The organism is Rossellomorea sp. ABR4_012 (assembly GCF_056159545.1).
Window position 1 is genome coordinate 544,809 of record NZ_JBSWVK010000003.1, and the last position, 26,278, is coordinate 571,086.

Sequence of the window (26,278 nt, forward strand, 5' to 3'; positions counted from 1 at the left end):
TTCACAAACAGGTCAAGCTTCTTTTGGCAAAAGCTCTCCCTATATGGGGGAGCTTTTTATTTTTTATTGGGGGATTTAACGATATAATAGGAATCAAACACTTGTTGAAAGGTAAGATTCTATGGAAGCAATTGATGTAATCCTCCAAACAGAAGACATTCATAAAGCTACGGAATTGATTAGCTCAAAATTAGGCAATCCCGTTATTATTGAAAATAAAAATTTTGAATTGATTTCATATAGTTCCTCTTCAAATAAATTCGACCAGACACAGCAAAAGACGATCCTCACAAAAAAGTGTCCGGTCTTCATCATCGATCGACTGAAAAAAGAGGGGATCGTCCACCAGCTCGAAAAGCATTCTGATCCAATCCGGGTTCAAGCGATGGAAGAGTTGGGATTCCACCAGCGTGTCGTCATTTCAGCAAAGTACCTGGGAAACACGATGGGATATATTTGGGTTCAGGAATCCAGCCGTCTCCTTGAAAATGAAGAGCTCTCTTTCCTTGAAGAAATCTCCCCTCATCTTGGAAACCTGATCAATGATCTATTCGCTAAGGTCAATATCAAAAAGAATAGAAAAGAAGAAGTATTGTGGCATCTTCTGCAGCACGAGTACGGAAGTGAAAGCCAACTACGCCATGATGCATCCCTCGTCAAGCTGACGCTGCCTGAACGGTTTACGGTAGCAGTTTTTTCGATCACATCGTCGCAATATAAGTCTTTGCTCGACCAACTTGAGAAGCTGGTCCAGGAATCCAGCTTCCACACAAATATGTACACGTTACGAACGGAATACCAAGTGATACTCGTTCTCTACGGAAAAGCAGACGCACCGGGTTCTTCGCTGGAATTCGCCAGAAATCTCGTGGAAAAGGTGAAAGAACAAACAGGCGAGGAAGAATTCTATCACTTCCTTATCGGTATCGGTAAGGAATACACCACGTTATACCAAGCGAGGAAGAGTTTCTTGGAAGCATCAGAAGTCATTGAAACGGCTAACTTCATCGGTCCGCGCCCTGAATCGATGCCGCGGGAATTTGCTCAATTGGGCATTTACCGGTACTTGCCGACCTTATATGAGAAAAACACTTCAAAGGACTATTACAGTGATGACTTGTTGATATTGATTAAGAATGATGTGAAGAAACAGACGGATTTGCTAAGGACACTTGAGGTATACCTGGCGAATGATGGGAAAGGGAAACAGACCGCCAATGAACTGTTTATCCATCCGAACACCTTGAATTATCGGATCAAAAAGATACAGGAACTGACTACCATTGATTTCAATGACTTCAATATGAAGGTATACTTGTATACTGAATTATTGTTGTTGAATAATGTTGAAGCCTATTATCAGCGGTATAAGGATGCATTGAAAGGTCTGTAGGGACTAAAATGAGCGTCCGAGAGGTCAGGCCGCATCAAGGAATATATACGATAACCGTTTCATCGTGATTTTGAGGATGAAAACTCACCCTTTTCTTGTTCAATCACAATATTGTGATTAAATGTGAGTATAAAGACTGGTGAATCTAATTTAGGCTAACGATTAAAGAGGTATTTTTGACTTTTAAAAAATTATATTATCAAAAAGCGCCAACTTATTATCAAAAATCAGGATATATTATCAAAATCCAGCGTTTATTATCAAAAATAGAAATATATTATCAAAACCAATAATTTCAATCTTATAATACCTAATAAGGTATATTTCGGTGTTCGCCCCTCATAACGGTGACGCTTTTACGAGTGAGAGCCTACACCCGCCAAACCAGGCGCCAAACCGCCAAACCTACCATTGCTCAAAAGAAAATATTCGTGTAAAATAACAGGAATATACTAAAGAACGAAATTGAGTAAAAAGAGAAATAGAGATCCACCTACAAAGCGAGCGGTATGTTTTTTCACCATAAGTGAAGAAATCAGAGATTCGTTTCGTGGCGAGATCTCTTTTTCATTTAAGGAGGTTGGAGACATGTCACATTACATGAATGGAATAATGGATTTTTTCTGGCAGCATGATATTTATTTCCGGATTGTGGTGAGCGCGGTATTAGGCTTTATTATCGGATGGGACCGTTCCTCAAAGAATAAGCCAGCCGGTTTGAAAACATATACGTACGTGTCGGTGGCATGTACCTTGATCACAATCGTATCGATTGAAGGTGCTGAGATGCTCAGTCAGCCGGATAGTGGAAAGATGATGGATCCATTTCGTCTTGCTGCCCAAATTGTTTCAGGGCTCGGATTCTTAGGTGCGGGTGTGATCCTGAAAGATGGACTGCGGGTGAAAGGCCTCACTTCCGCAGCGATGATCTTCTATGTGGGTGGCATCGGAATTGGAATTGGGGCAGGTTTTTATTCCATCGTCATCTTCGCGACATTGGTGACATCCATCATGACGAAGATCGGGAACATCTTTGAAGAACGGGAAATCAAAGCTGTGCGTCTGCCGAGGGTTCGGAAAAAGAGAGATGAAGAAGATACCAGAAAATGAATGATGGGGTCAAATCCTGGTGGGTGAAATGTATCCCCGCGGGGACTTGACCCCTATTTAAATAAAAGTGCTGCGAGCGGTTATAACGTAAATCATCTCGGGACTTGTACCAACTAATGAACAAAGTAGAGTGGGGTGTGTTCCCACTCTACTTTTCTTTATTAAAAGGCTCTCTTCGTAAAGTTAGTTGCTAATGAATTTGATGAGGCATCATATACTTGTTAGGGTGTTATATATACAAAGGTGATTTTTAAGTTAAGAAGTCGTTGGGCTAAAAGGCGCTTTTCTGAAATAAGGAAAGCGTCTTTCTTCATGAAAGGCTATTTAATAGAATAAGAGGATTGCTCAGAATCAAAATATTTGAAATAATTGGTATTATGATAGTTGAAGAATAAATTTAAAAAATGGATGTGAATGACCTTATGAAGCGAGTAGATGTCACATATGCGCTGCTGTTTGATGAACAAGGCGAGAATGTACTAATGGTAAAAAATAAAGGGAAAAACGGTTCTTATTATACACTTCCCGGAGGTGCAGTGGAGCCTGGAGAAACGCTTGAAGAAGCTGCTATCAGAGAAGCAAAGGAAGAGACGGGTTTTGATGTTGAAATCAGTGATATCTTTTCTGTAAGTGAGGCTTTCTTTGAGGATAGAGGGCACCACGCCGTTTTCTTTACGTTTAGAGGGAAGATAACCGGTGGAGAGATTACTATTTCCATGCCTGAGGAAATAGAAGAGGTTACTTGGATGAATGTTGAACATGCAGAAGACTATATTCATATAACAGGTGATACAAAAGGATTGATCAAGCGTAACGTGACTGCGCCGTATTTACTTAGAAAAAGAAGTGAAAAGGATTAGCCATATGACGATAAAAGATCGATATTTTTTAGAGTTGGCTCTCGAAGAAGCAGAAAAAGCATTGAATGAAAATACATATCCGGTTGGGGCTGTCATAGTGGATGAACATCATAACATCATTGCAAAAGGGCGGAATAGAGTACACCCCCAACAAGATGCGACTGCTCACGCTGAAATTGACGCTATCCGGAATGCTGGAGAATCAATATTTAAAGCTAAAATTAACCGTGAAAAGTTTACTATATACACTTCATTGGAGCCTTGTCCAATGTGCACTGATGGAATCCTTTTTGCCAATATTAAAAAAGTAGTCTGGTTACTAAATGACGACTTAGGTTTTGGCGGTTATAAAAAAATTAAAGATACAAAAATATTTGATAAGAAATTCTATGGAATTGAAGCTATTGAAGAACCTTATGAAGACTTGAAAAAGAAACAAATGGAACTAATGAGTAAATGGTCAACAAATCCTAATCATGTTATTAACTTAAGGAAAGCTATTCTTCCAGAATAAGGCGCGACCATTTAATTTCGCTCCTTTTTGCAGGATAGTTAAAAAGAAAAATAATAGTAAAAGTGAGGATTCCTGTGAAGCAATTAACATTCCATGATTTACAGAGCTACCTAGCACTAAAATATAAAGAAGGACGCACTTCATCTGCTTTGTTTATGAAACTAGTAGAAGAAATTGGAGAGGTGGCAGAGGTACTAAACCAGTTAGAAGGTCGAAAAGCAAATTCAGGGAATGCTTCTTTAGAAAAAGAGTTAGTGGATGTTATCCACTATGCTGTGGCCATTGCGAGCATTAATGATATTGATTTATCAAGGGCCATTATCGAAAAGGATAAACTAGCTGCAATTAAATATAATCAATCTCCAAATTTAGAAGGATTTTTAGTAATGCAACACAAAGACTAGGAGTTTCATAAATGAATATATTCGATAAAACATATCCAACAATAAAAAATCTAATCTCACTACCAACCATATCAAGCCTCCACATAAGTGACGACGGCAAAAACGTAGCCTTCGTCAAACATACAGCCGATTGGAAAGACAATACATATAAGAATCACATTTGGATCCATAAAAAAGATAAGGGGGAATGTTACCTATTAACAGAGGGTACCTCCCCATCATGGTCACCGGACTCTAGGAATCTTGCGTATCTTAGTTGGGTTGGCGGAGCAAATCAAATCTTTGTGGAGTCGCTAGATAGTCATGATAGGGTTCAAGTGACAGATGAGAAAGAAGGAGTAAGTAGTTTCAAATGGGATCCTGCCGGCAAGGGTTTTTATTATATTGCGCCGTCAGAAGAATCAGATGAAATCAAGAAACGCAGGGAGATCAATGGAGATTTCCATCATGTCGGCAAGGAATATCGGAATCATTGTTTATATTACATTGATTGTAGTAAAAATAGCGAGGCGCATCCACTTACTGACGGCAATGAATTTCATATTCTTGAATTTAATATTTCTAATGTCGGGAAAAAGGTTGTATTGATGGCTTCACCAAGTCCAGATATGGGAGATTTCTTTAATCGCGATCTATACATACTGGATATTGAATTTGGCGAGCTGAAAAAGATGAATATCGATAAGCTGCTGGGAGGGAGCGTGTGCATTTCTCCCGACTGCAGCAAACTATGTTACACAGCAAGCATCAGGGAGAAGGAGCACTATAAAAACCAGATACAGGACAGTACGCTGGATATAGTCGATCTTCATACTGGAGAGAGGATTCAACCTTTAACAGATGTTGATAGTACTGTTGTTCCATTACGGTGGACTGACAAAGGAATTTTAATAAGATGGCAGGATAAAACGGATTATTGTATCGGGTTGTTATCTGAGGATGGCACGGTGGAAATGGTCAGCAAGGATGGCTTTATTTTGGATGCATCCATAACTGGGGATGGAATTCATCTATCCTATATCAAGGCCCTAAGGAATGAAACCTTTGAAGTCTATTTGGACGGTAAAAAGATAACGGATGAAAGTTGCTTTTTCAAAGGGAAGCTTAAAAGTAACAGGGAAGTCATCTCATGGAAAAGTCATGATGGTCTTGAAATAGAAGGAGTTTTATCAACCCCGGCAGATTTTGACGAGAATAAAACATATCCATTATTAGTGATCATCCATGGTGGTCCTGCTTGGGCTTCTTTCCCGATCCATTCAGGCTGTTTCAATGATAAATATCCGATTGAAAAGTTTATGGAAAAAGGCTTTATCGTGTTAGAACCAAACTACAGGGGCAGCTCGGGTTACGGCAATGAATTTTTAAAAGCGAACTATCGAAACCTGGGAATCGGTGACTACCAGGATGTGATATCCGGAGTGGATGCACTCGTTGACAAGGGGATTATAGATAAGGATCGAGTAGGGGTGATGGGATGGAGCCAAGGGGGATTTATCTCAGCCTTCTGTTCCACCTATAGTGATCGATTCAAGGCTGTATCAGTCGGCGGCGGGATTACGAATTGGCGTCACCATTATGTCAATACAGATATCCCTTGGTTTATCAGGATGCATTTAGGAAATGATCCATGGAATGATCCAGAGGTCTACAGTAAAACATCACCCATGACCTATATCAAATCAGCGTGTACGCCCACTTTGATCCAGCATGGCGAAGAAGATGCAAGGGTCCCGATTACAAATGCATATGAGCTGTATCAAGGATTAAGGGATATGGGGGTGGAGACAGAATTAGTCGTTTTTAAAGAAATGGCTTATAGTTCTGACCAGCCGGGGATGAATGTGGCTGTTATGGAGCAGAATTTGATGTGGTTTTCTCATTATGTTCTTGGGGAGAGTATGGAGGGTTTTAGGGGGTTGTGATTGGTGAGTAGAGTGGGGATGGTTCACACTCTACTTTTCTATTTTTTAAAGAATTGAATCATATCATCGAAACTTAACTGCACGGCTCGGTGTACCTTAGAAAGTAGGGTAAGAACATTGGATTTTTGTGGCAAAAGAGATAGGTTTTTTATTTTTTAAAAGGAAAAATCCATTTTAAATAGAATGTAATCACATTAAGAGGAGAGTGATTTCATTGGAGAGGAAATCTTTAGAAGTATCACCATTACCAGGGTATGAAGAAGAAATAGGTCGATGGCTATGGTGTTTAGAGGATGTTCGCCGAACTCTTATAAAAGAACTAACAGGAATCAGCCAACGTACTCTCGACACAAAAATCAATGAAAGACAAACGATTGGCTCATTGTTATATCACATTGCAATGGTAGAGGCAGATTGGTTATATGTAGAAGTCCTTGGAACTGAATGGGATCCAGAAATAAGATCGTTGTTTCCATATAACATTAGTTCTGAAGATGGCTCTTTAACCCATATAGAAGGACAAAGTTTAGAAAAGCATTTTCACCGTCTTAAAATGGTGCGTGAGGTATTTCTTTCGCACTTTCGTTCAATGGACTTAACGGATTGGCGTGAAATGCGGGCGCTTGAAAAATATGATGTTACACCTCAGTGGGTTGTTTATCACTTAATTGAACATGAATCACATCATAGGGGACAGATTTTCCAATTGCTTAGAGAATTACGAGATGTTTAAGGATATAAGTGAACCACATACAAAAGGGGATGGAATCTATGCTATGTAAACCAGAGGCAAACGAGTATGCTCCATATTATAAGGAATATGTGAACAATGTATCAGAAGGTGATCTGCTCCAGATTCTTGACGTACAACTAAAGAAAACCATGGATTTGTTAAAAGATCTAAGCGAGGAAAAGGCCTTGTTTCAGTATGCTCCGGAAAAATGGACAATCAAGGAAGTCATGGGCCACATAACCGATACGGAGCGCATTATGTGCTACCGCCTTCTCTGTATTGGCAGGGGAGAACAGGAGATGCTGCCAGGATATCATGATGATGAGTATGTGAGAAGGGGCAATTTTAATCGATTTTCCTTATCGGAGCTTTTACATCATCAATCTCTTGTCCGCAAAAACACGATTCTACTTCTAAGCAGCATGGATGAAGAAGCCCTGCTCCGACGAGGAAAAGCAAATGGATCCGAAACGACGGCCCGGGCTATTGCATACATTATTGCCGGGCATGAGATTCACCATCGAAGGTTGATAAGGGATCGATATCTGAAATCGGGTAAATCTGAATAATATCCCAAAGATAAAAGGAAAGCTGGAGTAATCAATAAATTGATTTATTACTGGTGGAGTGGGGAGTGGGAAGGGGGGACAGGTTTCTTGGAACTCTAATTATTACGTAATATCCAAGCGCCCAGTTTAGAATGATTATCAAAGGATCATATATTTTGAAAGTGGATCGTATTTTTCTGAAATGGATCATAAATGCAGATAACGGCGCGTATTTTTTGTCGAATGGATCATAAATTCCGAAAATGGATCATAAACCATTATCAAACGTATTTCCCCCATAAAAAGGCTGGGCCTTTAAACGAAAAACGAAACTTTTGAAAAGAAAATAATCAAATATCTATCAGCAGCCAAGATAAAACCATTAAAAAGGGCAGATTCCAGCTCGAGGAATCTGCCCTTCTATATGTGATCTTCCATTTTCAATATTCCCTGGGAAAGCGGGAACCGCCCCTATTATTAGAGTGAAAACAGATAACTCGGTCTGTTTTTAACGATCAGGTCTGCTTTTCAGTAATGTACGTTTTTACGCTTGGTGGTTCATATGTCTTGAATTTATCAAGTATCCCTTTCGGATCACTATCAACCAATGCCATATCACGGTACTTTTCATGTAGAAATTGTTCTTCTGACATATGATTAAATAAAGCAATAAGTGGATCATAATAATGATTAATATTTAAGAGACCACAAGGTTTATGATGAAGACCTAATTGAGCCCACGTGAAAATCTCAAAGAACTCTTCTAAAGTCCCTGGACCGCCAGGCAAAGCGATAAATCCATCTGCCAAGTCTGCTATTTTTGCTTTCCTCTCATGCATCGAATCTACAATGATCAACTCTGACAAGTTTTTATGGGATATCTCTCTATTTTCAAGGAAACTTGGCATAACACCAATTACATGTCCCCCTTCTTCTAAAACTGAATCTGCAACAGCCCCCATAACTCCAACACTTGCTCCGCCATAAACAAGAGCAATATTTCGTTTAGCCAGTTCTTTACCAAGCTTTTTGGCACCTTCGATATAGACATCAGATGCTCCATTACTCGATCCACAAAATACGGCTACCTTTTTCAATCGATCCCCTCCTTAATCATCACTATTATAGTTTATATTAAACTTTCATTTAATAAAATGGGTCAGATCGTTGAATAAACAATGACGATTTGTATCCCAAAATTGACCTGCTGATCGTCCGCATTCTGGCATGACAAAGAAGGACGCCTTCTTAAACATGTCTTATATATAGAAGTTAAAGAACCTTGCCTCAACAAAATAATTAAGGCAAGGTTCCTTCTGGAATCTCTTAGCTTTACTTTTTATCAGGTTTTTTTAATAATATAAAACATTTACTTTATGACACTTGATACATTTTTCATGATGTTGATTTCCTTTAAAATGATGATCACAATTTTGCTGGATCTCTTTTAAATTTTTCTCCAAAAGAGCAAGGTGAGTTTTTAGTTGATTTATTTCCTCTTCTATTTTTTTGACATTCACCCTGATAACCCCCTAAGAAAGTTACTGATATATGTTACCGCCAGACCGTTTAAACTGTTCAGCCTTTTCCTTCATACCTGCTTCAATCGCTTCCTTTGTATCAAGTTTGTTTTCTTTTGCATAATTACGAATATCTTGAGAGATTCGCATACTGCAAAATTTAGGTCCGCACATAGAACAGAAATGCGCTGTTTTTGCCCCTTCGGCAGGTAAAGTTTCATCATGATATTCGATTGCACGTTCAGGGTCTAAAGATAAATTAAACTGATCCCTCCAACGGAATTCAAAGCGGGCTTTTGATAAGGCATCATCTCTCTTGTGGGCCCCGGGATGTCCTTTTGCCAAATCAGCAGCATGAGCTGCAATTTTATACGTGACAACCCCTACACGAACATCATCTCTATTCGGTAAACCTAAATGCTCTTTCGGCGTTACATAACACAGCATCGCTGTCCCATACCAACCAATCATTGCAGCTCCAATAGCAGAGGTAATGTGATCATAACCTGGCGCAATATCAGTCGTAAGAGGTCCAAGTGTATAGAATGGCGCTTCCTGACATACTTCCAATTGTTTATCCATATTTTCTTTAATCAGGTGCATCGGCACATGTCCAGGTCCTTCAATCATGACCTGTACATCATGCCCCCAAGCGATTTTTGTTAGCTCCCCGAGAGTCTCTAATTCTGCAAACTGTGCTTCATCGTTTGCATCTGCAATAGATCCGGGACGTAAACCATCGCCTAGTGAAAATGCAATATCATACGATTTCATGATTTCGCAGATTTCTTCAAAGTGAGTATATAAGAAACTTTCTTTATGGTGGTGCAGACACCACTGTGCCATGATGGACCCTCCGCGGGATACAATACCTGTCAAACGTTTAGCTGTTAACGGGACATATCGCAAAAGAACACCGGCATGAATGGTGAAGTAATCAACACCTTGCTCTGCCTGTTCAATTAAGGTATCACGATAAACCTCCCAGGTAAGATCTTCAGCAACACCATTTACTTTTTCAAGTGCTTGATAGATTGGGACAGTACCGACAGGAACCGCAGAGTTACGAATAATCCATTCGCGTGTTGTATGAATATTTTTCCCTGTCGATAAATCCATAATATTATCAGCACCCCAGCGCGTGGCCCAAGTCATTTTTTCAACTTCTTCTTGGATAGAAGATGAAACAGCAGAGTTTCCGATATTCGCGTTAATTTTCACATGAAAGTTACGGCCTATGATCATGGGCTCTGATTCTGGATGATTGATATTTGAAGGAATAATCGCACGACCTTTTGCAATTTCATCCCGAACAAATTCAGGTTTCATATTTTCTCGAATAGCGATAAATTCCATTTCAGGTGTGATAATTCCTTTTCTTGCATAATGAAGTTGTGTAACATTTTTCCCTTCTTTGGCCCGTAACGGTTTCCGTTTTAAACCAGGAAACACGTTATGATTCGTACGAGGATCGTTTTCATCTTTATAACCATTATCCTCAGGCCTGATTTCACGGCCATCATATTCCTCAACATCGCCGCGTTCCTGAATCCATGAACTGCGAAGGGCAGGAAGACCTTTTGTAATATCGACATCATAATCAGGGTCTGTATAAGGTCCGCTGGTGTCATACACGCGTACTGGAGGATTTTCCTCTTCTCCGAACGTACCGGTCGTCGGACTTAACTCGATTTCACGCATTGGAACTTTCATGTCAGGTCTAGAGCCTGTTACATATACTTTTTTGCTGCCTGAAAAATTAGACATGATGGAAATGTTTTGTTCGTTTAGTGAAGATGTTGACATGGACATAATCTCTCCTTTTATGAATGTAAGGACAAGATATAGAACACAACAAGTGGAGAGCTTATGAAGTACATAAAAAAGCCGGTGTCCAATAAATGGTTGGACCCGGCTAATATGTATACAGAAGTAGTATGACTATAATGACGCTTCTAACTTCCCCACGCTGGTATGAACCAGATCAGGTCCCAAGAGTCAAGAAACTTCAACGCGTTTCTCTCTCAGCCCAACTCATTGGACTCCCCTAGTTATTTCTATTCAATTTGATTTTAGTATACAAGAGACTTCATTATTTTAAAAGGAAAATTTGGAAAATGAGGCTAAGGGATGAGATTGGAAAAGAGGAAGAGCTTTGTAATAGGAGATATTTATTTTATTTTTGATAAGAGGAGGGTGAGTGGGTAGGGAGAATTGTATAGAGGCTGGGGCAAAAGTTAGCCGAAGGAACATTCGAACAATCATTCGAAATTCTTTAATTAGAATCGAAATTAGTTCTGATTTAAATTGAGTGATTTAGTTTTGTCCCAGCCTCTTATTAAGGGGAATTAATTGATCAATCATTGTTCAAATAAGCTTGTTATGGAAACACTTTGTTTATCATTTGGTTTTGCAAGGGAATGGATTGTAGCTGTTCCATTTTGTTCATCCACGTGTTCAATGTAAATTCCTTCTCCATTATAGGTTACATTAGCCATAATCAGCGAAGAAGCAATTTCTTGTGCTCGTTGTGCATTCATTGTAGCCACCTCCTTTTTGACTTTAATAGTTATACTATTTGTTCCAACTACCTTAGATATACTAGCTGTAATTGAAACATCTTCCATGTTCAATAAGTTTTTGAGTTTGCTTAAAAGGCAGCAGCTCATTGCCATATCAAGAAAAGATCAATTGATCAGAAGAACCACTGAATGATTATGGTCATAATCCTAAAGCAGGGTTACGCCTCTTTTTGTGGAATAGATAGTTAAAAGCGGCATTGTAAATGTTGAAAATAATGTCTATGCAACATAAAAAGGAATAGTTGAGCAATAAAAGCCCGGTTATTTTAATAAAATCACTATAATCGTAATAATGATAATACTAACGAAATTAGGAGAAAACTATGTCAGAAATATGGATTGTAGAAGAAAGAGTATCAAAAAAGTTTTTAGATGAATCAGGGCATCATGTAAGGCTCGATGGGGAAGTGGAAACTGCCTATTTTGTTGGTGCTCATGGAGAAGATTATATAGAGGATAATAAAAACTTTTTATTGGAGTTTTTAAGTCAACAGGATATGTATCCCCTATTTGTTACCTTTATTGTCTACGATGAACAAGAAGAGGATTACATTGCTTTTTTGAATCAGAATAACATTGAATTTACGTTGAAATCACTTGATGAAAAAAGAAATTATTATGATTTCCTTGGTAAGCACACTTATCACCCACCTTGTTTTACTGCAACGGTAAAGGACTCGGATACCTTAGCCCTTTTACTCAATGAAACCTATTGGCTGCCTTCTCAAAATGAGTTTTATTCGATTTCTTTTTCCGACAATTTAACGTTTGTATTGGGGGAAGTAAATGAATGGGGAAGAAAAAGAAAACGGTCAATTCCAACCTTTAAAATAGAGGAAGAAACGACCTTTATAACGATTTTTCACGATGGAGCAGGGGTTTATTTATATTCAAACGAAGAGAAATATTCTTCCCTCGATAAATTTGTTTCGAACTTACCTAAAGGAACAGTTATAACGCAAATAAACGATGAAATGGTGATTGATGAAGACACCAACGAGTAGATTTAGTGGCTATTATTAATGATGAAAGTGAAAAAGGTATTAAGGTAAGAAGAATGAAGGGAGATGTAAACTTATTTAACGACTCATTTATTCAGTCGCAAAAACCAAAGGTCTAATAGGGGGAATCGTGATGGATAAGAAATACCCAATCGGCTCTTTCCAACTCGATGATGAAATTACCAGCAGTGTTACGAGTGTTTGGATCCATGAGATTGAAGAGTTACCAGGATTATTACGAAACGCTGTTCATGACTTAGCTGAGGAACAGCTTGATACATCTTATCGTTCTGGTGGGTGGACTGTTCGACAAGTAATCCATCACCTTGCAGATAGTCATATGAATGCCTACGTGCGTTTTAAAAGGGTTCTTACGGAAGAAAGTCCTGTCATTAAGCCATATGACGAAGTGAAATGGGCAGAACTGCCTGATTATAAAATGCCAATTGATCCCTCACTTTCACTTCTCGAGACACTGCACAAACGCTGGACTACGCTTTTACGTAGTCTAACACCTGCTGAAATGGAAAAGACTTTCATTCATCCAGATACAGGTAAAGTCTCAGTAGGGAAAAATATAGGAATCTATGCTTGGCATGGTAAACACCATCTCGCACATATTACTACTCTGCGTGATCGTAAGGGCTGGTGAACCGAGGGGACAGGTACCATGGCTCGATTTTAAGATGAGCCACTGTACCTGTCCCGGTGGTTCTTCATTGACGAGTAGGCTGGTGGAAGAAAGCTTATTGAGTTCACTTTTTGACAAGCTGGTTTCATAGAATTCATCCTTTACCTAGACTTGGAATGGAAATTATATTGTATGCCTATGAAAAATAACCAAATGTAAAGGGTGCTAATAAGGGATATGGAAAGCAGCCGAATTGGGATGGCGGGACAGATTCCCTGGATCTCAAATTATTAAGCTCCCAGTTTAGAATGATTATCATAAGATCATATATTTTGAAAATGGAACGTATTTTTCTGAAATGGATCATAAATCTCGAAAACGGATCGTATTTCTCTGAAATGGATCATAAATTCCGAAAATGGATCATAACCCGTTACCAAGCGCAGTTCCACCATAAAAAGCTAGTCTTTTCAAGCGAAAAACGAGACCTGGGACAAGAAAACAATCAAATATTTATCAGCAGCCAAGATAAAAGCATTAAAAAGGCAGGTTCTAACTCGAGGAATCTGCCCTTCTATATATTTTCTTCCATTAATTTGCTATATCAAAATTCCCTGGTAGAGCGGGAAGCATACCTGTAATCAACCCTTCAAGCTTCATTCAGGGATTCATGATTCAAACGTTTTCCTTCACTTCCCACATTCTGTACCAAATCAATCATTAAAGATGAAACAATGACTGTTAAGAATGAATAAACAATACGATGAAGTGGAATATAGGATAGTGATAATAACAATACGATAATATCCATTGCTAGATATGCTGCCGAAATCCTGCAGCGTATAAGTTTGGAAATTGTGAGTGCCAATGCGTCATCACCGCCACTTGATCCTCCTTGCCTGACGACCATTCCAACTCCCAGCCCAATAAACATACCACCCAAAACGGATGCAATAAATGGAGTAGAAGAGAGATCAGGGAGCAGAGGCGGGAACAGTTCCCATATTCTCATAAATCCAGCTAAAGATATAGAAGCTACTACTGACATCTTTATAAAGTCCTTACCCATATACTTATAGGCCAGGAAATAAGCAGTCAGATCAAGCAATAGAGAAAGAGAAGACGTTGAGATGCCCGACCAATAATTGAGCAGCAGTGATAATCCCAGGTTCCCGCCTTCAGTTATGTTGGTTTGTTGATGAATGTTATACAATCCAAAAGAGATGAAGGCAGTCCCAAGTAAAATCATAGCTAATTTCCTTGGAGTAAATAACCTTCTATTTGCATTGATTAAATTGGTAAAAAACATAAAAAATCAGACCTTTCATTTTGAGACCAAGTTATCGCCTGTCATTTATGCTAAACCCTGGTACAATACTAAGGTCAAATCTTTTTTAGTCTGAAAATAGGAGTATTTATGAAAAATTATTATAAAATCAATGAAATATCTAAACTTTACGGTATCGGTGTCGATTCCCTGCGATATTACGAAAAAATAGGTGTATTAGTTCCGCGGCGGGATACGAACGGATATAGACTATATGGTCTTCATGATATATACAAACTAAATATAATCAGAGATTTACGCCAATTAGATTTCTCCATGAAACAAATTAAGGAATATTTGGATCATCAGAGCATTGAGAATACGCTTGGTTTATTACATAAAGAGCAGGAGCTTATAGAAATACAACTCGCTAAACTTCAAAACACTCAAAGAAAAATTCAAGATAGAATACAGATCCTATCATCTGCTTCACAAATAAAGACAGATGTATTCACATTGAAATCCCTTCCGGCCCGACCTTGTTTGCAGCTGAATACACGTATTACCAGAGATGAAGAAATGGATTTTGCTATCAAAAAATTGCATCAAAAACATGAGAGTAAAATTCAGGATTTTGGAAATCAGCTTTATGGCGCATCTGTGTCTATTGAAGATCTTCATAAAGGTGTGAGGGATGTATTTAATTCCGTCTTTTTTATTTTGGATCATGAGGAAATTGAGTATGACTTCATCCTTCCAGAAGGAACTTACATTTCTCTCTACTACCGGGGTGATTACCGCCAAAGCTATGATAGAACCCTTGATTTGATTACCTATGCTAAAGAGAAAGGCCACCAATTATTAGGTGACCCTTTCGAGATATATGAAATTGATAATCGGGATACGATGCGCAGTCAAGAATTCCTGACTGAAATTCAAGTTAGAATTAAATAAATCGTTTAAAACACGTTCCTTCTTAACAGCTTTTTAAGAATGTTGAAATATCAGACGTTTGCCTGGATCAAAATACTTGGGAATTATGGTCCGGCAAATGAAGAATACAATTTTTGAAGAGTTTCTATACTATATTTATTGAAGATATTTATAAAATGATCATCAAATAGAAATGACAATTAAGCTTAAGATACAAGTTTTAATCCGATTGCGGATCCTAAAACCATAGCAATGAAGACAAGCCTTCTCCAATCTTTTGGTTCTCCATAAAGAAGCATACCTACTATTGCGCCGCCAGAAGCGCCAATTCCTGTCCATATTGCATAAGCTGTCCCCATAGGCAAAGATTTCATGGCATAGGCAAGGAATAGAAAGCTTGCTCCAAATCCAACGATCAAGTAAATCATTGATTGCACGTTTCGGTCCTTATGAAGTTTATTGATCATTGTCACTCCAAACATTTCAAATAACCCAGCTAAAATTAAGGAAATCCACGCCATTATGATCCTTCTCCTTCCTGGACAGAATCCTTCGTAACTAATTTCAACCCGATTACACCTGCTAACAAAAGTAAAATGAGAAGTATTTTGCTTATTTTAAATGGCTCTCCAAATAATAAGATTTCAGAAAAGACAGTGCCGGCTGTTCCCAATCCAACAAATACTGCGTACACAGTACCTACGGGTAGTTCTTTTCCAGCCATAATCATTAAATAAAAACTGATGATGATCGCGATTACTGTTCCAGTCCATGTCCATACGTCATCTGCGTGTTTTAATCCTATAACCCAAAATACTTCAAATAGAGCTGCAATAAATACTTTCATCCAGTTTGTATTCATTCGAATACACCTCCAATCTTATTCTAACCAAAAAACAAAAAAAGCCCGGGAGATAACTGTTGAACAGTTCCTCCCGGGCTTTTATCCCTCCGTGACACAGCAAAGCTGTGAGTTTTCTCTCGGACCAGACCAACACGTAAGTTGCGGAACCCTAGAAAACATTTACCTTATACGATTAATACAAATTATACACACTTTCATGATCTGTTCAAGGATAAATTTATTTCTCATTTTTAAGTAGTTGGTGTGATTTCATTATATCGTTGTATCATCTGCAGGAGGAATTTTTTTATTCCATTAATGGGCCATTTTCTGGAATAAAGCAGGTAATTAATTGGTTCATCTTTAAATTTTCAGAGAAGGGGAATTTAATAACAAGTATAAGTACATTGATCCCTTGGAGGATTAACCTACTTTTTTGTTGAATTACATTAAACAGAAAATTAAATGAATCTAAACTGGGGTTAATGATAAAAAAGGAGTGAACGTTTTTTAAATATATATGTTTCATTAGATCTTAATGTAAAGTTTTAGAGAGGGGAAATGATATGGATCCTATTTTAATCGATGTTCCGTTACAAATAGAAACAGATCGACTAATTCTTCGAGCACCACAACAAGCTGGTGAAGGGGATGTAGTACACCAAGCTATTAAGGATTCAATTAATGAGCTAAAGCAATGGTTGCTTTTATTCCAGGAAATTCCTACTGTTGAAGAAACAGAAATTCTCCTGAGAAACGCCCATATAGATTTTTTGAAAAGAGAAAGCTTTCGTTATCTTATCTTTCATAAGGATACGAATGATTTTATTGGGACTGCCAGCCTTCACAGAATTAATTGGAAGATTCCCAAATGTGAAATTGGATACTGGATTAATTCGCAATTCAGTGGCAATGGATATATGACAGAAGCAGTAAGTGAGTTAACTAACTTTGGCTTACAGCAACTCAATTTTAGAAGGATTGAAATAAGATGTGAATCAACAAACAATAAAAGTCGTTCGATCCCAGAAAAACTAGGTTTTGAATTAGAAGGAATCTTAAGAAATGATGATTTATCCGCAGATGGCAGCAAGCTAACTGACACTTGTATTTATTCAATAATAAAGCAAACGTTGTGAAAGAGGATTTCAATTAAAACAAATCAATAAGGATTATAGGGGGGTTTAACGGAGTAAATAGATTCGGCAGATCTTCAACAATCGAGGGCTTTAACGGAACAATCAATTGAACGTCCAAATCGGACTTTCAATAAAAGATTTTAAGAGGAGAGAACCCTTCGATCTTATCTTTTATCTAGCTGATACTTTTTCAAAGCTTCCAACAGTTTCATTTGAAAGACTAAACGACTAAGATAAAAATGCATTTTATTTGTATAATTTGAACTGATTAATATATCCACTTGAAAATAACAGAAACATTGGAGGTATAAGATATGAAAATTAATAGAATGGATCATGTGAGTATAAACGTACATGATCTTGAGGAGGCTAAAGCGTTTTTTCTTGATTTAGGACTTGAAGTGCAAGCGGAATGGGAATTGGAAGGAGAACAGTTGGACAGAATAGTTGGGCTTAATGGTGTTAAAACGGCATGTGTAGGATTGGGGATGCCAGATGGTCAGGCCTGGATAGAACTAGTCAAATTTTATACACCGTCAGATGAAAAAGATAGTCAGCAACCACTTGCAAATACGCTGGGTATCCGACATATTTGCTTTGCTGTTGAAGATATTGAAGCTATTGTTGCAAAATTTAAAGAGAATGGCACGGATATCTTTAGTGAGATACAGCAATATGAAGAAAGTTATAAGTTATGCTACGTCCGTGGTCCGGAGGGAATTATTTTAGAGTTGGCGGAGAAAATTAGATAAATTTTGAATGCGGACTTTAAATGATTTAGATCTCTAAATGACTTATCAATTCATAATCTGTTCTTGAGGAGATGAGCCTCTTGTAAGGAATTGTGTGATAAAATTGTAAATAATGGATATTCCATTAAAGGGAAGGTTAGTAAAAAAAGATAATTACATATTAATAACGAATTGCAGATGAACAGAGTAAAGAAGGATAGTGATAAAAATGAAATTCAGACCGTGTATAGACATTCAATAGTGACAAATTATATTTGTAAGGTGATAAGTCGATGATAGGAATAAGTATAGCAACGAAGTGGGAATATGAAGCGACATTGGAATATTTCGGCATAAAAGATAATGAACGTATCCGTTATCCTTATGGCGAGTATTTCATAAGAACTATTAATGATACCGAACTTGTTTTTTATAGTACCGGTGTTAGAAAAGTAAATGGTGTTGGTGGTAATCAGTATATGATTTCTAAATTTAATTTAACTAAAGTAATCGTTGCTGGAACCTGTGCAGGAATAGATGATAAGTTCAGTAATTTGGATATTTTTGTACCCGATGAAGCCGTTCAATATGATTGCACAGTAAAAGAAATCGAGCCTCTTATTAAACAATCCTTCATAGTCGATATTGATCTATCAAAATATGGAAATGATTTTTATACTGGAACAATTGGCACCGCTGATAAAGCAGTAGTTATGTGGAAGGACTATTTAGAACTTAAAGAAAACCAAATAACAATAGCCGATACAGAAGCGGGTGCAATTGCTTATATCTGTAAGAAGAATGATGTTGAATGTATTATCATTAAAGGAATATCTGATTTTCCAACAGATGAAAGAAACTCTGATAAATTCGAATCAAACATTGAACAAATTAATGTTTATTTAGAAAACACACCCAAAGTGATGAACAAAATATTTGGCGAATATTTAAAGAGATTTATATAAATAAATTTAAAGTTAGACCATTTGAGATATTGATGTTTGTGAAAGAGGAACAGATATAAACCCCTTTTTCTTGTATCTCCGCCTTACTATCTCTATGTTTAATGAATACTCTTTGATCATTCATGGGAATTCAAATGAACAAAGCTCCCAGTTTAGAATGATTATCATAGGATCATATATTTTGAAAATGGATCGTATTTTTCTGAAATGGAACATAAATGCAGATAACGGCGCGTATTTTTTGTCGAATGGATCATAAATTCCGAAAATGGATCATAACCCGTTAGCAAACGCATTTTCACCACAAAAAGGTTAGGGTTTTCAGACGTAATACGAGACGTAAGCCTGGAATACAATCAAATGTTTATCAGCAGCCAAGATTAAACCATTAAAAAGTGCAGGTTCCAGCACATGGGATTTGCCCTTCTATATGTCTTCTTCTATTAATCAGCTTCGTACCGGGCTCAAATGATGGATACGCTGACGGCGTAGGAGGGAGATGGTGACCTGAAACAGTTGGTTTGGGTACGAAAGTGATTGAAATTATGTTCAATTAGTGGCCATTTTACTTGAACAAGAACATTGCCCAAAATCATAATATTTGAAATAATTGTTATTAAAAATAGGAGGCCCAAATGAATACTAATTTCATTAAATTAACTGAACCTACCTTACCACTTGTAGACGTGTTTAATCGGTGGGAAAATGATCCCTCTTTGATACCGATGACTCGCCCTAACCAAAACAAGTCAGAATTGGAACAGCAGAGGATCCTTACTCTTGAAAGCTTAACAGAACGCCTGGAAAATCTACAAATCTACTTGATTTATCTGGACGATCAGTTGATCGGTGAAATGAACTATATGGTCGATCCGAACCATCTTTACAAAAAAGAGTATGGAACAGCCTGGATAGGGATTACGATTGGAGAGCACGAAGGCAGGGGGAAAGGGATTGGTTATGCGGCGATACAATATTTAGAGGAACAGATTAAGAAGCAAGGTCTTAAACGTATTGAACTGGGTGTTTTTGAATTTAACATGCAGGCACATAAGCTGTATCAGAAGCTGGGCTATGAGGAAATTGGCATTATCGAAGATTTCACTTATTGGCAAGATAAAATGTGGTCTGATATCCGCATGGAGAAGTATATAGGAGACAATTCCAATAAAACTCACCAGAATCAATGAAGTCATGGACCTCGCAATATCAATGCTGGAAATACTTTTGAGTACAATATCGGGCGCATTTCTGGAGCAAGAATGTGCTCTTACTTTATGTAAAGGACAAGATTGTTGTACAAATTTTTTTGAAAAAAATAATGTACGGAATCAAGAAACCAATGTTTGTTGATATGAAGAAAATGGGAATGTGAGGTGCACAATGGATAAGGTAGAGCTGAGAAAGATCGATTCGGATAACTGGCGGGAAGCTTTGGGACTTTCAGTATATGTTGAACAGCAAAAATTTATTGCAGCAGTTACACCGCCTGTTGCAATTGCTCTCGCTAAAGCTTATATCAAACCAGATGGTAAAACAGTCGAACCATATGGAATTTACGATCGAGACAAAATGATTGGCTTCTTCAATCTGCATTATACACCTGATAGTAAAGAAGACTATTGGCTTTTTCATTTTTTTATCGATAAGAGCTTTCAAAGAATCGGATATGGTTCTGAATCGATAAAAGAGTTAATGAAACACCTTAAACATACTCATCCTTCTTGCAATCGACTCCGTTTAACCGTGCATCCGAAAAACGATGCTGGCAAGTTGTTTTATTTAAAACTTGGATTTATTGATGAGCATACTCTAACATATGGAGAGCCAACTTATTCGATAAACATTTAAATAATGGATAATAATTATGACCAACATTAATATTCCTGATGATCATAAAACAATGGTAATTATTTCATAATAATGGTATTCTAAGTGTACAGGAGAAATACGGAAGGTGGAATTGGTTTTGCCAACTTACTTGTAATGGTTAAGCAACTTAATAGTACATTTCTTTTTTTGAACATCATTGTTCAACGACGGGAGAGGTGTGCCTATTTTTAACCATTACAGGGAACGCAGGATCATCAGTTGTTTAAATTCCGGCGGGATACCTATTTGGTATTCCGTTTTTTATTATGGGAAATCTTTCTCCACTCAACCGTTTTTTGCGTTCCTCTGAATAAATAGGAGGAACTGGTGTATGAGTTTAAATCATTTATTCACGTATGAGATCATTGCTCAGGAAACACCTTATATAAAACGAAATTGCAGTAAATGCAAAACGAACACAGAATTTTATTGCAGTGAGAAATTCAGGGTAAATGCGAATCAGAAAATAGTTGATATTTGGCTTATTTATAACTGTATCCATTGTGAGGGAACTTGGAATTACCCCATTATATCGAGAGTAAGTATTAATAAAATTGACTCTAAGCTCATTCAAAAATTTATGAATAATGATAAAGAGACAATCTGGTACTATGCTTTTCAAATCAACAAATTAAGAAAACTGTGTAATGATGTAAATACAAATATACGATATGAGGTAAGAAAAGAAAAGCTCGATTCATTACCTGACGAGGTTACAATTAGACTTTGCTGTAAATATGATTTTGGTCTTAGAATAGATAAGCTGCTAGCAGAAATCCTTGGCATTTCAAGGTCAAAAGTAAATAAATTGTATCAGGATGGAACTATCTTTCTAAATCCAAACATCAAGATAAAGAGCAAAGTTATCGATCATTTACACATTACAGTCAAAGGTGATTGGTACAACGTTGATGCATTGGCATAGTAGACCATTATGATTGTTAAGGCTATTCTGAAAAGGGGGGTAGCCCCTTTTTTTTGGAACAATCGGGAGCAAGAGTGAAGAAGGCGATCATCAGACATGATCGTCTTTTTTCAATGGGTGTATATGTTTTCGTGGTCATTAAAGCAACATTGCCCCTCTTCCTCCTTTTAATACACCCTTAATTGTTAACTTATTTAAATTAAAGGTTAACAATTCTATGGATTAATTGTAAACTAATATTTTTATTTGGTTTACAAGGGATGGAGCAGACACACTTTATGAATGAAAGAACATTGTTCCAGTTATAACGAAGTTTAGGGGAGAGATGTATGGATCAGAGTAAAATATATAGTGTAAGGATGCGGGCTTCAGAAAAGGAATCACATGAAAATGGAGGGAAGCATATCTCCGGTGGTGAACTACTCTCTTCCTATAATGATTTACAGATGTCAGTGAACACATTACTGGAAAAAGCATTAAATCACCCAAGAGGAAAACCGGATTTTTTTCAAATTCAATGTGAAATAGTCAATCAATCTATTAAACAAGTGAATCCTCTGACAGTCCAGACTAATGAAGTAACGACAGTGAAAGAAGGACAAGAGCTGGCGAGAACTCTTCTTAAGAAAACGGGTGTCTCTGAAGGCATTATTGAAAAAGCCTATAAGCAAATCCCTGAATATGCAGTCAGAGGAGCGATCCTGATTGATGTTCAAACGGGGGAGCGGATAGATGGGAGAACAGATAAAGGTGTTCGTGTCTCCAGAATGGATTGGCAAACGGGAAATTTTGAAAAGTGGGCTGAATCAAAAGCTGTCCCTGCTAACCCGAGGTTAAAGGAAGCGCTGGTACTTGCTACGAAAGTGTGTAATCACGAATCAACCATTGCAGAATTATGCTGGTCAGATGATCCGAATTACGTTACTGGATATGTCGCTGGTAAACACATAGGTTATCAACGGATAACGCAGCTTAAACACTATGGTGATGAGAGAGGATGCCGTATCTTTTTTGTGGATGCGTTATCTACTATCGATACATATATGACTTATTTAGAAGAGCAGCCAATCATCGTTCAATGGGAGGAAGATCATGAGACAAGAACTGATTGAAAATAACAAAAAATATTTAGGATTCACAGAAATGAAGGATGATGATGAAAATCCTTTCATCATAGAAAGTGGTGAAGGTATAAAAGTAAAGGATATGAATGGTAATGAGCATTGAACAATGGTTAAGCCAAAGGATCGAAAAGACCAAACAGGCTGGCTTATATCGAGAGTTAAGGACCATGAGCACTGCACCTCAGCCAAACATGGTAGTGAATGGTGCACAACAGATTGTTTTTTCATCAAATAACTATTTAGGCTTAGCGAATGATCCAATGCTGATTGAACAGGCATTAAACACGTTACAGGAATTTGGAGTTGGAAGCAGCGGATCCAGGTTAACAACTGGAAATACGGAATGGCATGAAAAGCTGGAGCAAAGGATTGCCAATTTTAAAAGAATGGAGGCTGCTCTTTTATTCTCAAGCGGGTATTTAGCCAACATTGGTGTTCTTTCATCCTTGCCGGAAAAAGGGCATGTGTTGTTAAGCGATCAACTTAATCATGCAAGTATCATCGATGGCTGCCGACTGTCAAAAGCTGAAACTGTCATTTACAAGCATTCTGACATGAGTGATCTTGAGGGAAAATTAAAGGAAACACAATCGTATACTCGTAGATTTATTGTCACAGATGGTGTCTTTAGTATGGACGGAACGATTGCCCCATTAGATGAAATCATGAAACTATCTAAACGATATGATGCTTATGTGATTGTAGATGATGCACATGCTACAGGTGTTTTAGGAGAAGGAGGAAGAGGAACAAGTGAACGTTTTGGAGTTTCTCCGGATGTAGTCATTGGAACGTTAAGTAAATCAATAGGAGTTGAAGGCGGTTTTGTAACGGGGTCCAGAATGTTGATTGATTTTTTGATCAATCATAGTAGAACGTTTATTTTTCAAACTTCTCTCCCTCCGGTAAGTTGTGCAGCAGCCTGTACCGCATTGGATATCATTGAAAGTAGCCTGGAGTTAGGGGAACGTTTACGCAGACAGATAAAAATAATAAAAAGCTCATTGGAAGCAATGGGGTTCACCGTATATGGACAGGATACACCTATCATCCCTGTGATAATTGGTGACGCAGCAAAGTCTGTTAGATTTTCAAAAATGCTCCAAGAATATGGTATCTATGCGCCTGCGATTCGGCCACCAACTGTTCCTGAAGGAGAAAGTCGTATACGGCTCACTGTTACTGCTGCTCATAATGATTCACAAATTGAGCATATGCTTGCATCTTTTAAAGAGATTGGTAGAGAGTTGAAGATTATTTAATGAAGGTTTTTTTCACCGGAACAGACACAGATGCAGGTAAAAACAGTGAATTGCCGCTGTACTTAATACCAAGTAGGTTTAGGAGGGAGGACAAGATGAATCAAAGTACAGATAGATTTACATATAACATTACGAAAAGCCCGTATTCTTTTTATGAGGAAATTCGTTCCATTCATCCGGTGTATAAAGGGAGTTTTTATAAATATCCTGGATGGTACGTAACGGGATATCAAGAAGCATTAACCATCCTTAAGGATAACCGTTTTCAAACTCGAATCCCACTTCCCGAGACAACGAAAAAGTATGAAGCCATAAAAGATATCCAAAGCCAAATGATGCTTTTTAGAAATCCACCTGATCACGGAAGACTACGTAAGCTTATCAGCCATACATTTACTCCTGCCAGAATTGAAGAGTGTCGTCCATTTATAGAAAAAATAGCAATGAATTTATGGAATAACCTAAAGGATAAGAAGAAAATAGAAGTGGTTTCCGATTTTGCATTTCCTTTTGCCAGTCTTGTGATTGCAAAAATAATAGGGATACCGGATAATGATAAAAATATTTTTCGTAAATGGGCATTGAATTTGATTCAATCAATCGACTTTACACGTTCAAGACGATCCATTGTTGAAGGAAACAATACAACATTGGAGATGCTGTCCTTTTTTAAAGATCTGATTGAAAAAAGGAGGGAATCTCCTCAAGATGATCTAATCAGCGAATTATTGCAGCAAGAAAATGATAGGAAACTAACGGAAGAAGAACTATTAGCAGCTTCTGTGTTACTTGTGATTGCTGGACATGAAACAACCGTCAATTTAATCAGTAATTCATTCTATTGTCTATTAAAAAATCCAAAAGAATACCATATGTTGATTGAAAATCCTTCTCTTATTGAATCAGCAATAGAGGAATGCTTACGATATGAAAGCCCTACTCAAATGATAGCCAGGATCGCATCGGAGGATGTTGAACTTAACGACGTTCAGATTAGAAAAGGTGATCATGTGTACGTCCTTATTGGAGCAGCTAATCGGGATTCTAAACAATTCTCAAACGCGGATGTCTTTGATATTACAAGAAACCCAAACCCTCACCTTGCATTTGGATCAGGCATTCATTTCTGTTTAGGTTCTGCTTTAACGAGGATAGAATCTCAAATTGCGATACAGACGCTTTTACAAAACGATACTAATATCCATCTGGAAACCGAAGAGGTCGAATGGAGAAATCTGGTGGGCTTTAGAGCTATGAAAGAAATGCACGTGCGTTTTTAGCGAAGCGCGGGGACGGTTCTTGTGCGGGATGCAAGAGATACGTCACTGCGCTTCTCTGAAGCAGAATTTGATGTGGTTTTCGAGTTTGGAAGGTGTTAGGGTTTTGTAATTGAAAAGTAGAGTGGGGACGGTTCTCACTCTATTCCTTCATTATAGAGCTGTCTACAACACGCCGTACATGGATTTTGTTCAAACGCAGCTTTTTAAAAAAGCTTCATTAGCTGTACATATATTCTAATATAGGAGGCTTATCCAGAACCGGATAAGCCCATTTTTCTTTGAAATATTTGATATTGTTTATGTCGTGGAATTTTGAAATAATTGGTATTGAGGTATTGTTTCTTGGGGACTCGTGAAATATGAATGTATACCAATTAATAAAGATAGTTAAAAAAGCGCATCCTGATAGCCTGTTAAATCAAGTAAAGAAGGATAATGAAATGATTATCATTGGTGACAATCATTTATAATTCACTACAAATTCACAAGTAATTATGTGGAGAGGTAAACTCATGAAAAAACATTTTTGTAAAGATATGGACTATCATGCAAATTTCAAGTGTGATATTCATAAATAAAGACCCCTTTGATTGCCCTGATAATATCATCAATTTTGATGATCGTGATAATGAATACGGGTTGATCATTCATGATGGAGGGTCTTCAAGTATAAGGGTTGATTACTGCCCGTGGTGTGGTTCTAAATTATAATTTC

At 37.6% G+C, this 26,278-nt stretch carries 29 protein-coding genes and 2 riboswitches; of the genes, 22 read left to right on the top strand and 7 right to left on the bottom strand.

All coding sequences use genetic code 11. The annotated features are described in order from the left end of the window. Window positions 1–121 precede the first annotated feature (121 nt). The 8 genes from ACXAFV_RS15735 to ACXAFV_RS15770 all read left to right on the top strand — a co-directional run bounded on the left by ACXAFV_RS15735 (window position 122) and on the right by ACXAFV_RS15770 (window position 7,508). Window positions 122–1,393, top strand: coding sequence for a PucR family transcriptional regulator (locus tag ACXAFV_RS15735; RefSeq protein WP_475127856.1), 1,272 nt, complete (start codon window positions 122–124; stop codon window positions 1,391–1,393). A gap of 588 nt (window positions 1,394–1,981) precedes the next feature. Then, on the top strand, window positions 1,982–2,503 hold the full coding sequence (locus tag ACXAFV_RS15740; protein WP_475127858.1) for an MgtC/SapB family protein: 522 nt from the start codon (window positions 1,982–1,984) through the stop codon (window positions 2,501–2,503). Between the two features lie 422 nt (window positions 2,504–2,925). Then, a complete protein-coding gene (locus ACXAFV_RS15745) occupies window positions 2,926–3,363 on the top strand; it encodes an NUDIX hydrolase (protein ID WP_475127859.1) in 438 nt (145 codons plus the stop codon). 4 nt (window positions 3,364–3,367) lie between these two features. Further along, the gene (locus ACXAFV_RS15750) at window positions 3,368–3,877 is read left to right on the top strand and encodes a nucleoside deaminase (protein ID WP_475127860.1); all 510 of its coding nucleotides are present in this window, start codon (window positions 3,368–3,370) and stop codon (window positions 3,875–3,877) included. 74 nt (window positions 3,878–3,951) lie between these two features. Then, window positions 3,952–4,281, top strand: a complete 330-nt coding sequence (locus ACXAFV_RS15755; protein ID WP_475127861.1) for a MazG nucleotide pyrophosphohydrolase domain-containing protein — start codon at window positions 3,952–3,954, stop codon at window positions 4,279–4,281. An 11-nt stretch (window positions 4,282–4,292) separates the two neighbouring features. After that, window positions 4,293–6,206, top strand: coding sequence for a S9 family peptidase (locus tag ACXAFV_RS15760; RefSeq protein ID WP_475127862.1), 1,914 nt, complete (start codon window positions 4,293–4,295; stop codon window positions 6,204–6,206). A gap of 214 nt (window positions 6,207–6,420) precedes the next feature. Next, window positions 6,421–6,939: a DinB family protein gene (locus ACXAFV_RS15765; RefSeq protein WP_475127863.1), complete on the top strand. Its 519-nt coding sequence runs from the start codon at window positions 6,421–6,423 to the stop codon at window positions 6,937–6,939. Between the two features lie 38 nt (window positions 6,940–6,977). Further along, window positions 6,978–7,508: a DinB family protein gene (locus tag ACXAFV_RS15770; protein ID WP_475127866.1), complete on the top strand. Its 531-nt coding sequence runs from the start codon at window positions 6,978–6,980 to the stop codon at window positions 7,506–7,508. A 494-nt stretch (window positions 7,509–8,002) separates the two neighbouring features. Here the strand turns inward: ACXAFV_RS15770 and ACXAFV_RS15775 are convergent, their stop codons facing one another. From ACXAFV_RS15775 to ACXAFV_RS15790, 4 genes are all read right to left on the bottom strand, one after another. Further along, window positions 8,003–8,584 carry an LOG family protein gene (locus tag ACXAFV_RS15775; RefSeq protein WP_475127867.1) on the bottom strand — a complete coding sequence of 194 codons (582 nt, stop codon included), beginning with the start codon at window positions 8,582–8,584 and terminating at the stop codon, window positions 8,003–8,005. A gap of 255 nt (window positions 8,585–8,839) precedes the next feature. Next, the gene (locus ACXAFV_RS15780) at window positions 8,840–9,007 is read right to left on the bottom strand and encodes a serine protease (RefSeq protein ID WP_475127869.1); all 168 of its coding nucleotides are present in this window, start codon (window positions 9,005–9,007) and stop codon (window positions 8,840–8,842) included. A 21-nt stretch (window positions 9,008–9,028) separates the two neighbouring features. Next, window positions 9,029–10,813: a phosphomethylpyrimidine synthase ThiC gene (gene thiC / locus ACXAFV_RS15785; RefSeq protein WP_475127871.1), complete on the bottom strand. Its 1,785-nt coding sequence runs from the start codon at window positions 10,811–10,813 to the stop codon at window positions 9,029–9,031. Window positions 10,814–10,951: 138 nt separating this feature from the next. Then, window positions 10,952–11,066: riboswitch (TPP riboswitch) on the bottom strand. 301 nt (window positions 11,067–11,367) lie between these two features. After that, on the bottom strand, window positions 11,368–11,547 hold the full coding sequence (locus ACXAFV_RS15790) for a small acid-soluble spore protein H (RefSeq protein ID WP_475127872.1): 180 nt from the start codon (window positions 11,545–11,547) through the stop codon (window positions 11,368–11,370). Window positions 11,548–11,912: 365 nt separating this feature from the next. Here ACXAFV_RS15790 and ACXAFV_RS15795 point away from each other — a divergent pair, with 365 nt between their 5' ends. Beyond that, the gene (locus ACXAFV_RS15795; protein ID WP_475127874.1) at window positions 11,913–12,593 is read left to right on the top strand and encodes a hypothetical protein; all 681 of its coding nucleotides are present in this window, start codon (window positions 11,913–11,915) and stop codon (window positions 12,591–12,593) included. A 130-nt stretch (window positions 12,594–12,723) separates the two neighbouring features. Next, the gene (locus tag ACXAFV_RS15800; protein ID WP_475127875.1) at window positions 12,724–13,242 is read left to right on the top strand and encodes a YfiT family bacillithiol transferase; all 519 of its coding nucleotides are present in this window, start codon (window positions 12,724–12,726) and stop codon (window positions 13,240–13,242) included. Between the two features lie 628 nt (window positions 13,243–13,870). Here the strand turns inward: ACXAFV_RS15800 and ACXAFV_RS15805 are convergent. After that, a complete protein-coding gene (locus ACXAFV_RS15805; protein WP_475127876.1) occupies window positions 13,871–14,470 on the bottom strand; it encodes a YitT family protein in 600 nt (199 codons plus the stop codon). 168 nt (window positions 14,471–14,638) lie between these two features. On the opposite strand from ACXAFV_RS15805, the gene ACXAFV_RS15810 reads away from it, so the two are divergent. Further along, window positions 14,639–15,442, top strand: a complete 804-nt coding sequence (locus ACXAFV_RS15810) for a MerR family transcriptional regulator (protein WP_475127878.1) — start codon at window positions 14,639–14,641, stop codon at window positions 15,440–15,442. Between the two features lie 185 nt (window positions 15,443–15,627). Here the strand turns inward: ACXAFV_RS15810 and ACXAFV_RS15815 are convergent, their stop codons facing one another. Together ACXAFV_RS15815 and ACXAFV_RS15820 are read right to left on the bottom strand one after the other, a co-directional pair. Beyond that, window positions 15,628–15,942 (bottom strand): DMT family transporter, encoded by a 315-nt coding sequence (locus tag ACXAFV_RS15815; protein WP_475127879.1) that lies wholly within the window; start codon window positions 15,940–15,942, stop codon window positions 15,628–15,630. Continuing rightward, on the bottom strand, window positions 15,942–16,283 hold the full coding sequence (locus tag ACXAFV_RS15820; protein WP_475127880.1) for a DMT family transporter: 342 nt from the start codon (window positions 16,281–16,283) through the stop codon (window positions 15,942–15,944). The genes ACXAFV_RS15815 and ACXAFV_RS15820 overlap by 1 nt, the downstream gene beginning before the upstream one ends. 68 nt (window positions 16,284–16,351) lie before the next feature. Beyond that, a riboswitch (guanidine-I (ykkC/yxkD leader) is annotated at window positions 16,352–16,449 on the bottom strand. Between the two features lie 382 nt (window positions 16,450–16,831). Here ACXAFV_RS15820 and ACXAFV_RS15825 point away from each other — a divergent pair. The 11 genes from ACXAFV_RS15825 to ACXAFV_RS15875 all read left to right on the top strand — a co-directional run bounded on the left by ACXAFV_RS15825 (window position 16,832) and on the right by ACXAFV_RS15875 (window position 26,274). After that, entirely contained in the window at window positions 16,832–17,404 is a 573-nt protein-coding gene (locus ACXAFV_RS15825) for a GNAT family N-acetyltransferase (RefSeq protein WP_475127881.1), read from the top strand. 314 nt (window positions 17,405–17,718) lie between these two features. Then, window positions 17,719–18,156: a VOC family protein gene (locus ACXAFV_RS15830; protein WP_475127883.1), complete on the top strand. Its 438-nt coding sequence runs from the start codon at window positions 17,719–17,721 to the stop codon at window positions 18,154–18,156. Between the two features lie 272 nt (window positions 18,157–18,428). Continuing rightward, window positions 18,429–19,100, top strand: coding sequence for a 5'-methylthioadenosine/S-adenosylhomocysteine nucleosidase family protein (locus ACXAFV_RS15835; RefSeq protein ID WP_475127884.1), 672 nt, complete (start codon window positions 18,429–18,431; stop codon window positions 19,098–19,100). 635 nt (window positions 19,101–19,735) lie between these two features. Next, complete coding sequence (locus tag ACXAFV_RS15840) at window positions 19,736–20,290, top strand: GNAT family N-acetyltransferase (RefSeq protein WP_475127885.1); 555 nt, start codon at window positions 19,736–19,738, stop codon at window positions 20,288–20,290. A 193-nt stretch (window positions 20,291–20,483) separates the two neighbouring features. Continuing rightward, window positions 20,484–20,951, top strand: a complete 468-nt coding sequence (locus tag ACXAFV_RS15845; protein WP_475127886.1) for a GNAT family N-acetyltransferase — start codon at window positions 20,484–20,486, stop codon at window positions 20,949–20,951. 352 nt (window positions 20,952–21,303) lie between these two features. Beyond that, window positions 21,304–21,897, top strand: coding sequence for a DUF1062 domain-containing protein (locus ACXAFV_RS15850; protein WP_475127887.1), 594 nt, complete (start codon window positions 21,304–21,306; stop codon window positions 21,895–21,897). A 329-nt stretch (window positions 21,898–22,226) separates the two neighbouring features. Then, the gene (gene bioW / locus ACXAFV_RS15855) at window positions 22,227–23,009 is read left to right on the top strand and encodes a 6-carboxyhexanoate--CoA ligase (protein WP_475127888.1); all 783 of its coding nucleotides are present in this window, start codon (window positions 22,227–22,229) and stop codon (window positions 23,007–23,009) included. After that, window positions 22,990–23,124, top strand: coding sequence for a hypothetical protein (locus tag ACXAFV_RS15860; protein WP_475127890.1), 135 nt, complete (start codon window positions 22,990–22,992; stop codon window positions 23,122–23,124). Before bioW ends, ACXAFV_RS15860 begins: the two co-directional genes overlap by 20 nt. After that, a complete protein-coding gene (gene bioF, locus ACXAFV_RS15865) occupies window positions 23,114–24,283 on the top strand; it encodes an 8-amino-7-oxononanoate synthase (RefSeq protein ID WP_475127892.1) in 1,170 nt (389 codons plus the stop codon). Before ACXAFV_RS15860 ends, bioF begins: the two co-directional genes overlap by 11 nt. A 95-nt stretch (window positions 24,284–24,378) precedes the next feature. Further along, a complete protein-coding gene (locus ACXAFV_RS15870; protein ID WP_475127893.1) occupies window positions 24,379–25,563 on the top strand; it encodes a cytochrome P450 in 1,185 nt (394 codons plus the stop codon). 546 nt (window positions 25,564–26,109) lie between these two features. Beyond that, the gene (locus ACXAFV_RS15875) at window positions 26,110–26,274 is read left to right on the top strand and encodes a DUF6980 family protein (protein ID WP_475127894.1); all 165 of its coding nucleotides are present in this window, start codon (window positions 26,110–26,112) and stop codon (window positions 26,272–26,274) included. Window positions 26,275–26,278: the final 4 nt, after the last annotated feature.

Coding starts and splice junctions, on each gene's coding strand:
- ACXAFV_RS15735 (WP_475127856.1), top strand. CDS start 122: ATGGAAGCAATTGATGTAATCCTCCAAACAGAAGACATTCATAAAGCT.
- ACXAFV_RS15740 (WP_475127858.1), top strand. CDS start 1,982: ATGTCACATTACATGAATGGAATAATGGATTTTTTCTGGCAGCATGAT.
- ACXAFV_RS15745 (WP_475127859.1), top strand. CDS start 2,926: ATGAAGCGAGTAGATGTCACATATGCGCTGCTGTTTGATGAACAAGGC.
- ACXAFV_RS15750 (WP_475127860.1), top strand. CDS start 3,368: ATGACGATAAAAGATCGATATTTTTTAGAGTTGGCTCTCGAAGAAGCA.
- ACXAFV_RS15760 (WP_475127862.1), top strand. CDS start 4,293: ATGAATATATTCGATAAAACATATCCAACAATAAAAAATCTAATCTCA.
- ACXAFV_RS15770 (WP_475127866.1), top strand. CDS start 6,978: ATGCTATGTAAACCAGAGGCAAACGAGTATGCTCCATATTATAAGGAA.
- thiC (WP_475127871.1), bottom strand. CDS start 10,813: ATGTCAACATCTTCACTAAACGAACAAAACATTTCCATCATGTCTAAT.
- ACXAFV_RS15790 (WP_475127872.1), bottom strand. CDS start 11,547: ATGAATGCACAACGAGCACAAGAAATTGCTTCTTCGCTGATTATGGCT.
- ACXAFV_RS15795 (WP_475127874.1), top strand. CDS start 11,913: ATGTCAGAAATATGGATTGTAGAAGAAAGAGTATCAAAAAAGTTTTTA.
- ACXAFV_RS15800 (WP_475127875.1), top strand. CDS start 12,724: ATGGATAAGAAATACCCAATCGGCTCTTTCCAACTCGATGATGAAATT.
- ACXAFV_RS15805 (WP_475127876.1), bottom strand. CDS start 14,470: ATGATTTTACTTGGGACTGCCTTCATCTCTTTTGGATTGTATAACATT.
- ACXAFV_RS15810 (WP_475127878.1), top strand. CDS start 14,639: ATGAAAAATTATTATAAAATCAATGAAATATCTAAACTTTACGGTATC.
- ACXAFV_RS15815 (WP_475127879.1), bottom strand. CDS start 15,942: ATGGCGTGGATTTCCTTAATTTTAGCTGGGTTATTTGAAATGTTTGGA.
- ACXAFV_RS15820 (WP_475127880.1), bottom strand. CDS start 16,283: ATGAATACAAACTGGATGAAAGTATTTATTGCAGCTCTATTTGAAGTA.
- ACXAFV_RS15825 (WP_475127881.1), top strand. CDS start 16,832: ATGGATCCTATTTTAATCGATGTTCCGTTACAAATAGAAACAGATCGA.
- ACXAFV_RS15830 (WP_475127883.1), top strand. CDS start 17,719: ATGAAAATTAATAGAATGGATCATGTGAGTATAAACGTACATGATCTT.
- ACXAFV_RS15835 (WP_475127884.1), top strand. CDS start 18,429: ATGATAGGAATAAGTATAGCAACGAAGTGGGAATATGAAGCGACATTG.
- ACXAFV_RS15840 (WP_475127885.1), top strand. CDS start 19,736: ATGAATACTAATTTCATTAAATTAACTGAACCTACCTTACCACTTGTA.
- ACXAFV_RS15845 (WP_475127886.1), top strand. CDS start 20,484: ATGGATAAGGTAGAGCTGAGAAAGATCGATTCGGATAACTGGCGGGAA.
- ACXAFV_RS15850 (WP_475127887.1), top strand. CDS start 21,304: ATGAGTTTAAATCATTTATTCACGTATGAGATCATTGCTCAGGAAACA.
- bioW (WP_475127888.1), top strand. CDS start 22,227: ATGGATCAGAGTAAAATATATAGTGTAAGGATGCGGGCTTCAGAAAAG.
- ACXAFV_RS15860 (WP_475127890.1), top strand. CDS start 22,990: ATGAGACAAGAACTGATTGAAAATAACAAAAAATATTTAGGATTCACA.
- bioF (WP_475127892.1), top strand. CDS start 23,114: ATGAGCATTGAACAATGGTTAAGCCAAAGGATCGAAAAGACCAAACAG.
- ACXAFV_RS15870 (WP_475127893.1), top strand. CDS start 24,379: ATGAATCAAAGTACAGATAGATTTACATATAACATTACGAAAAGCCCG.
- ACXAFV_RS15875 (WP_475127894.1), top strand. CDS start 26,110: ATGCAAATTTCAAGTGTGATATTCATAAATAAAGACCCCTTTGATTGC.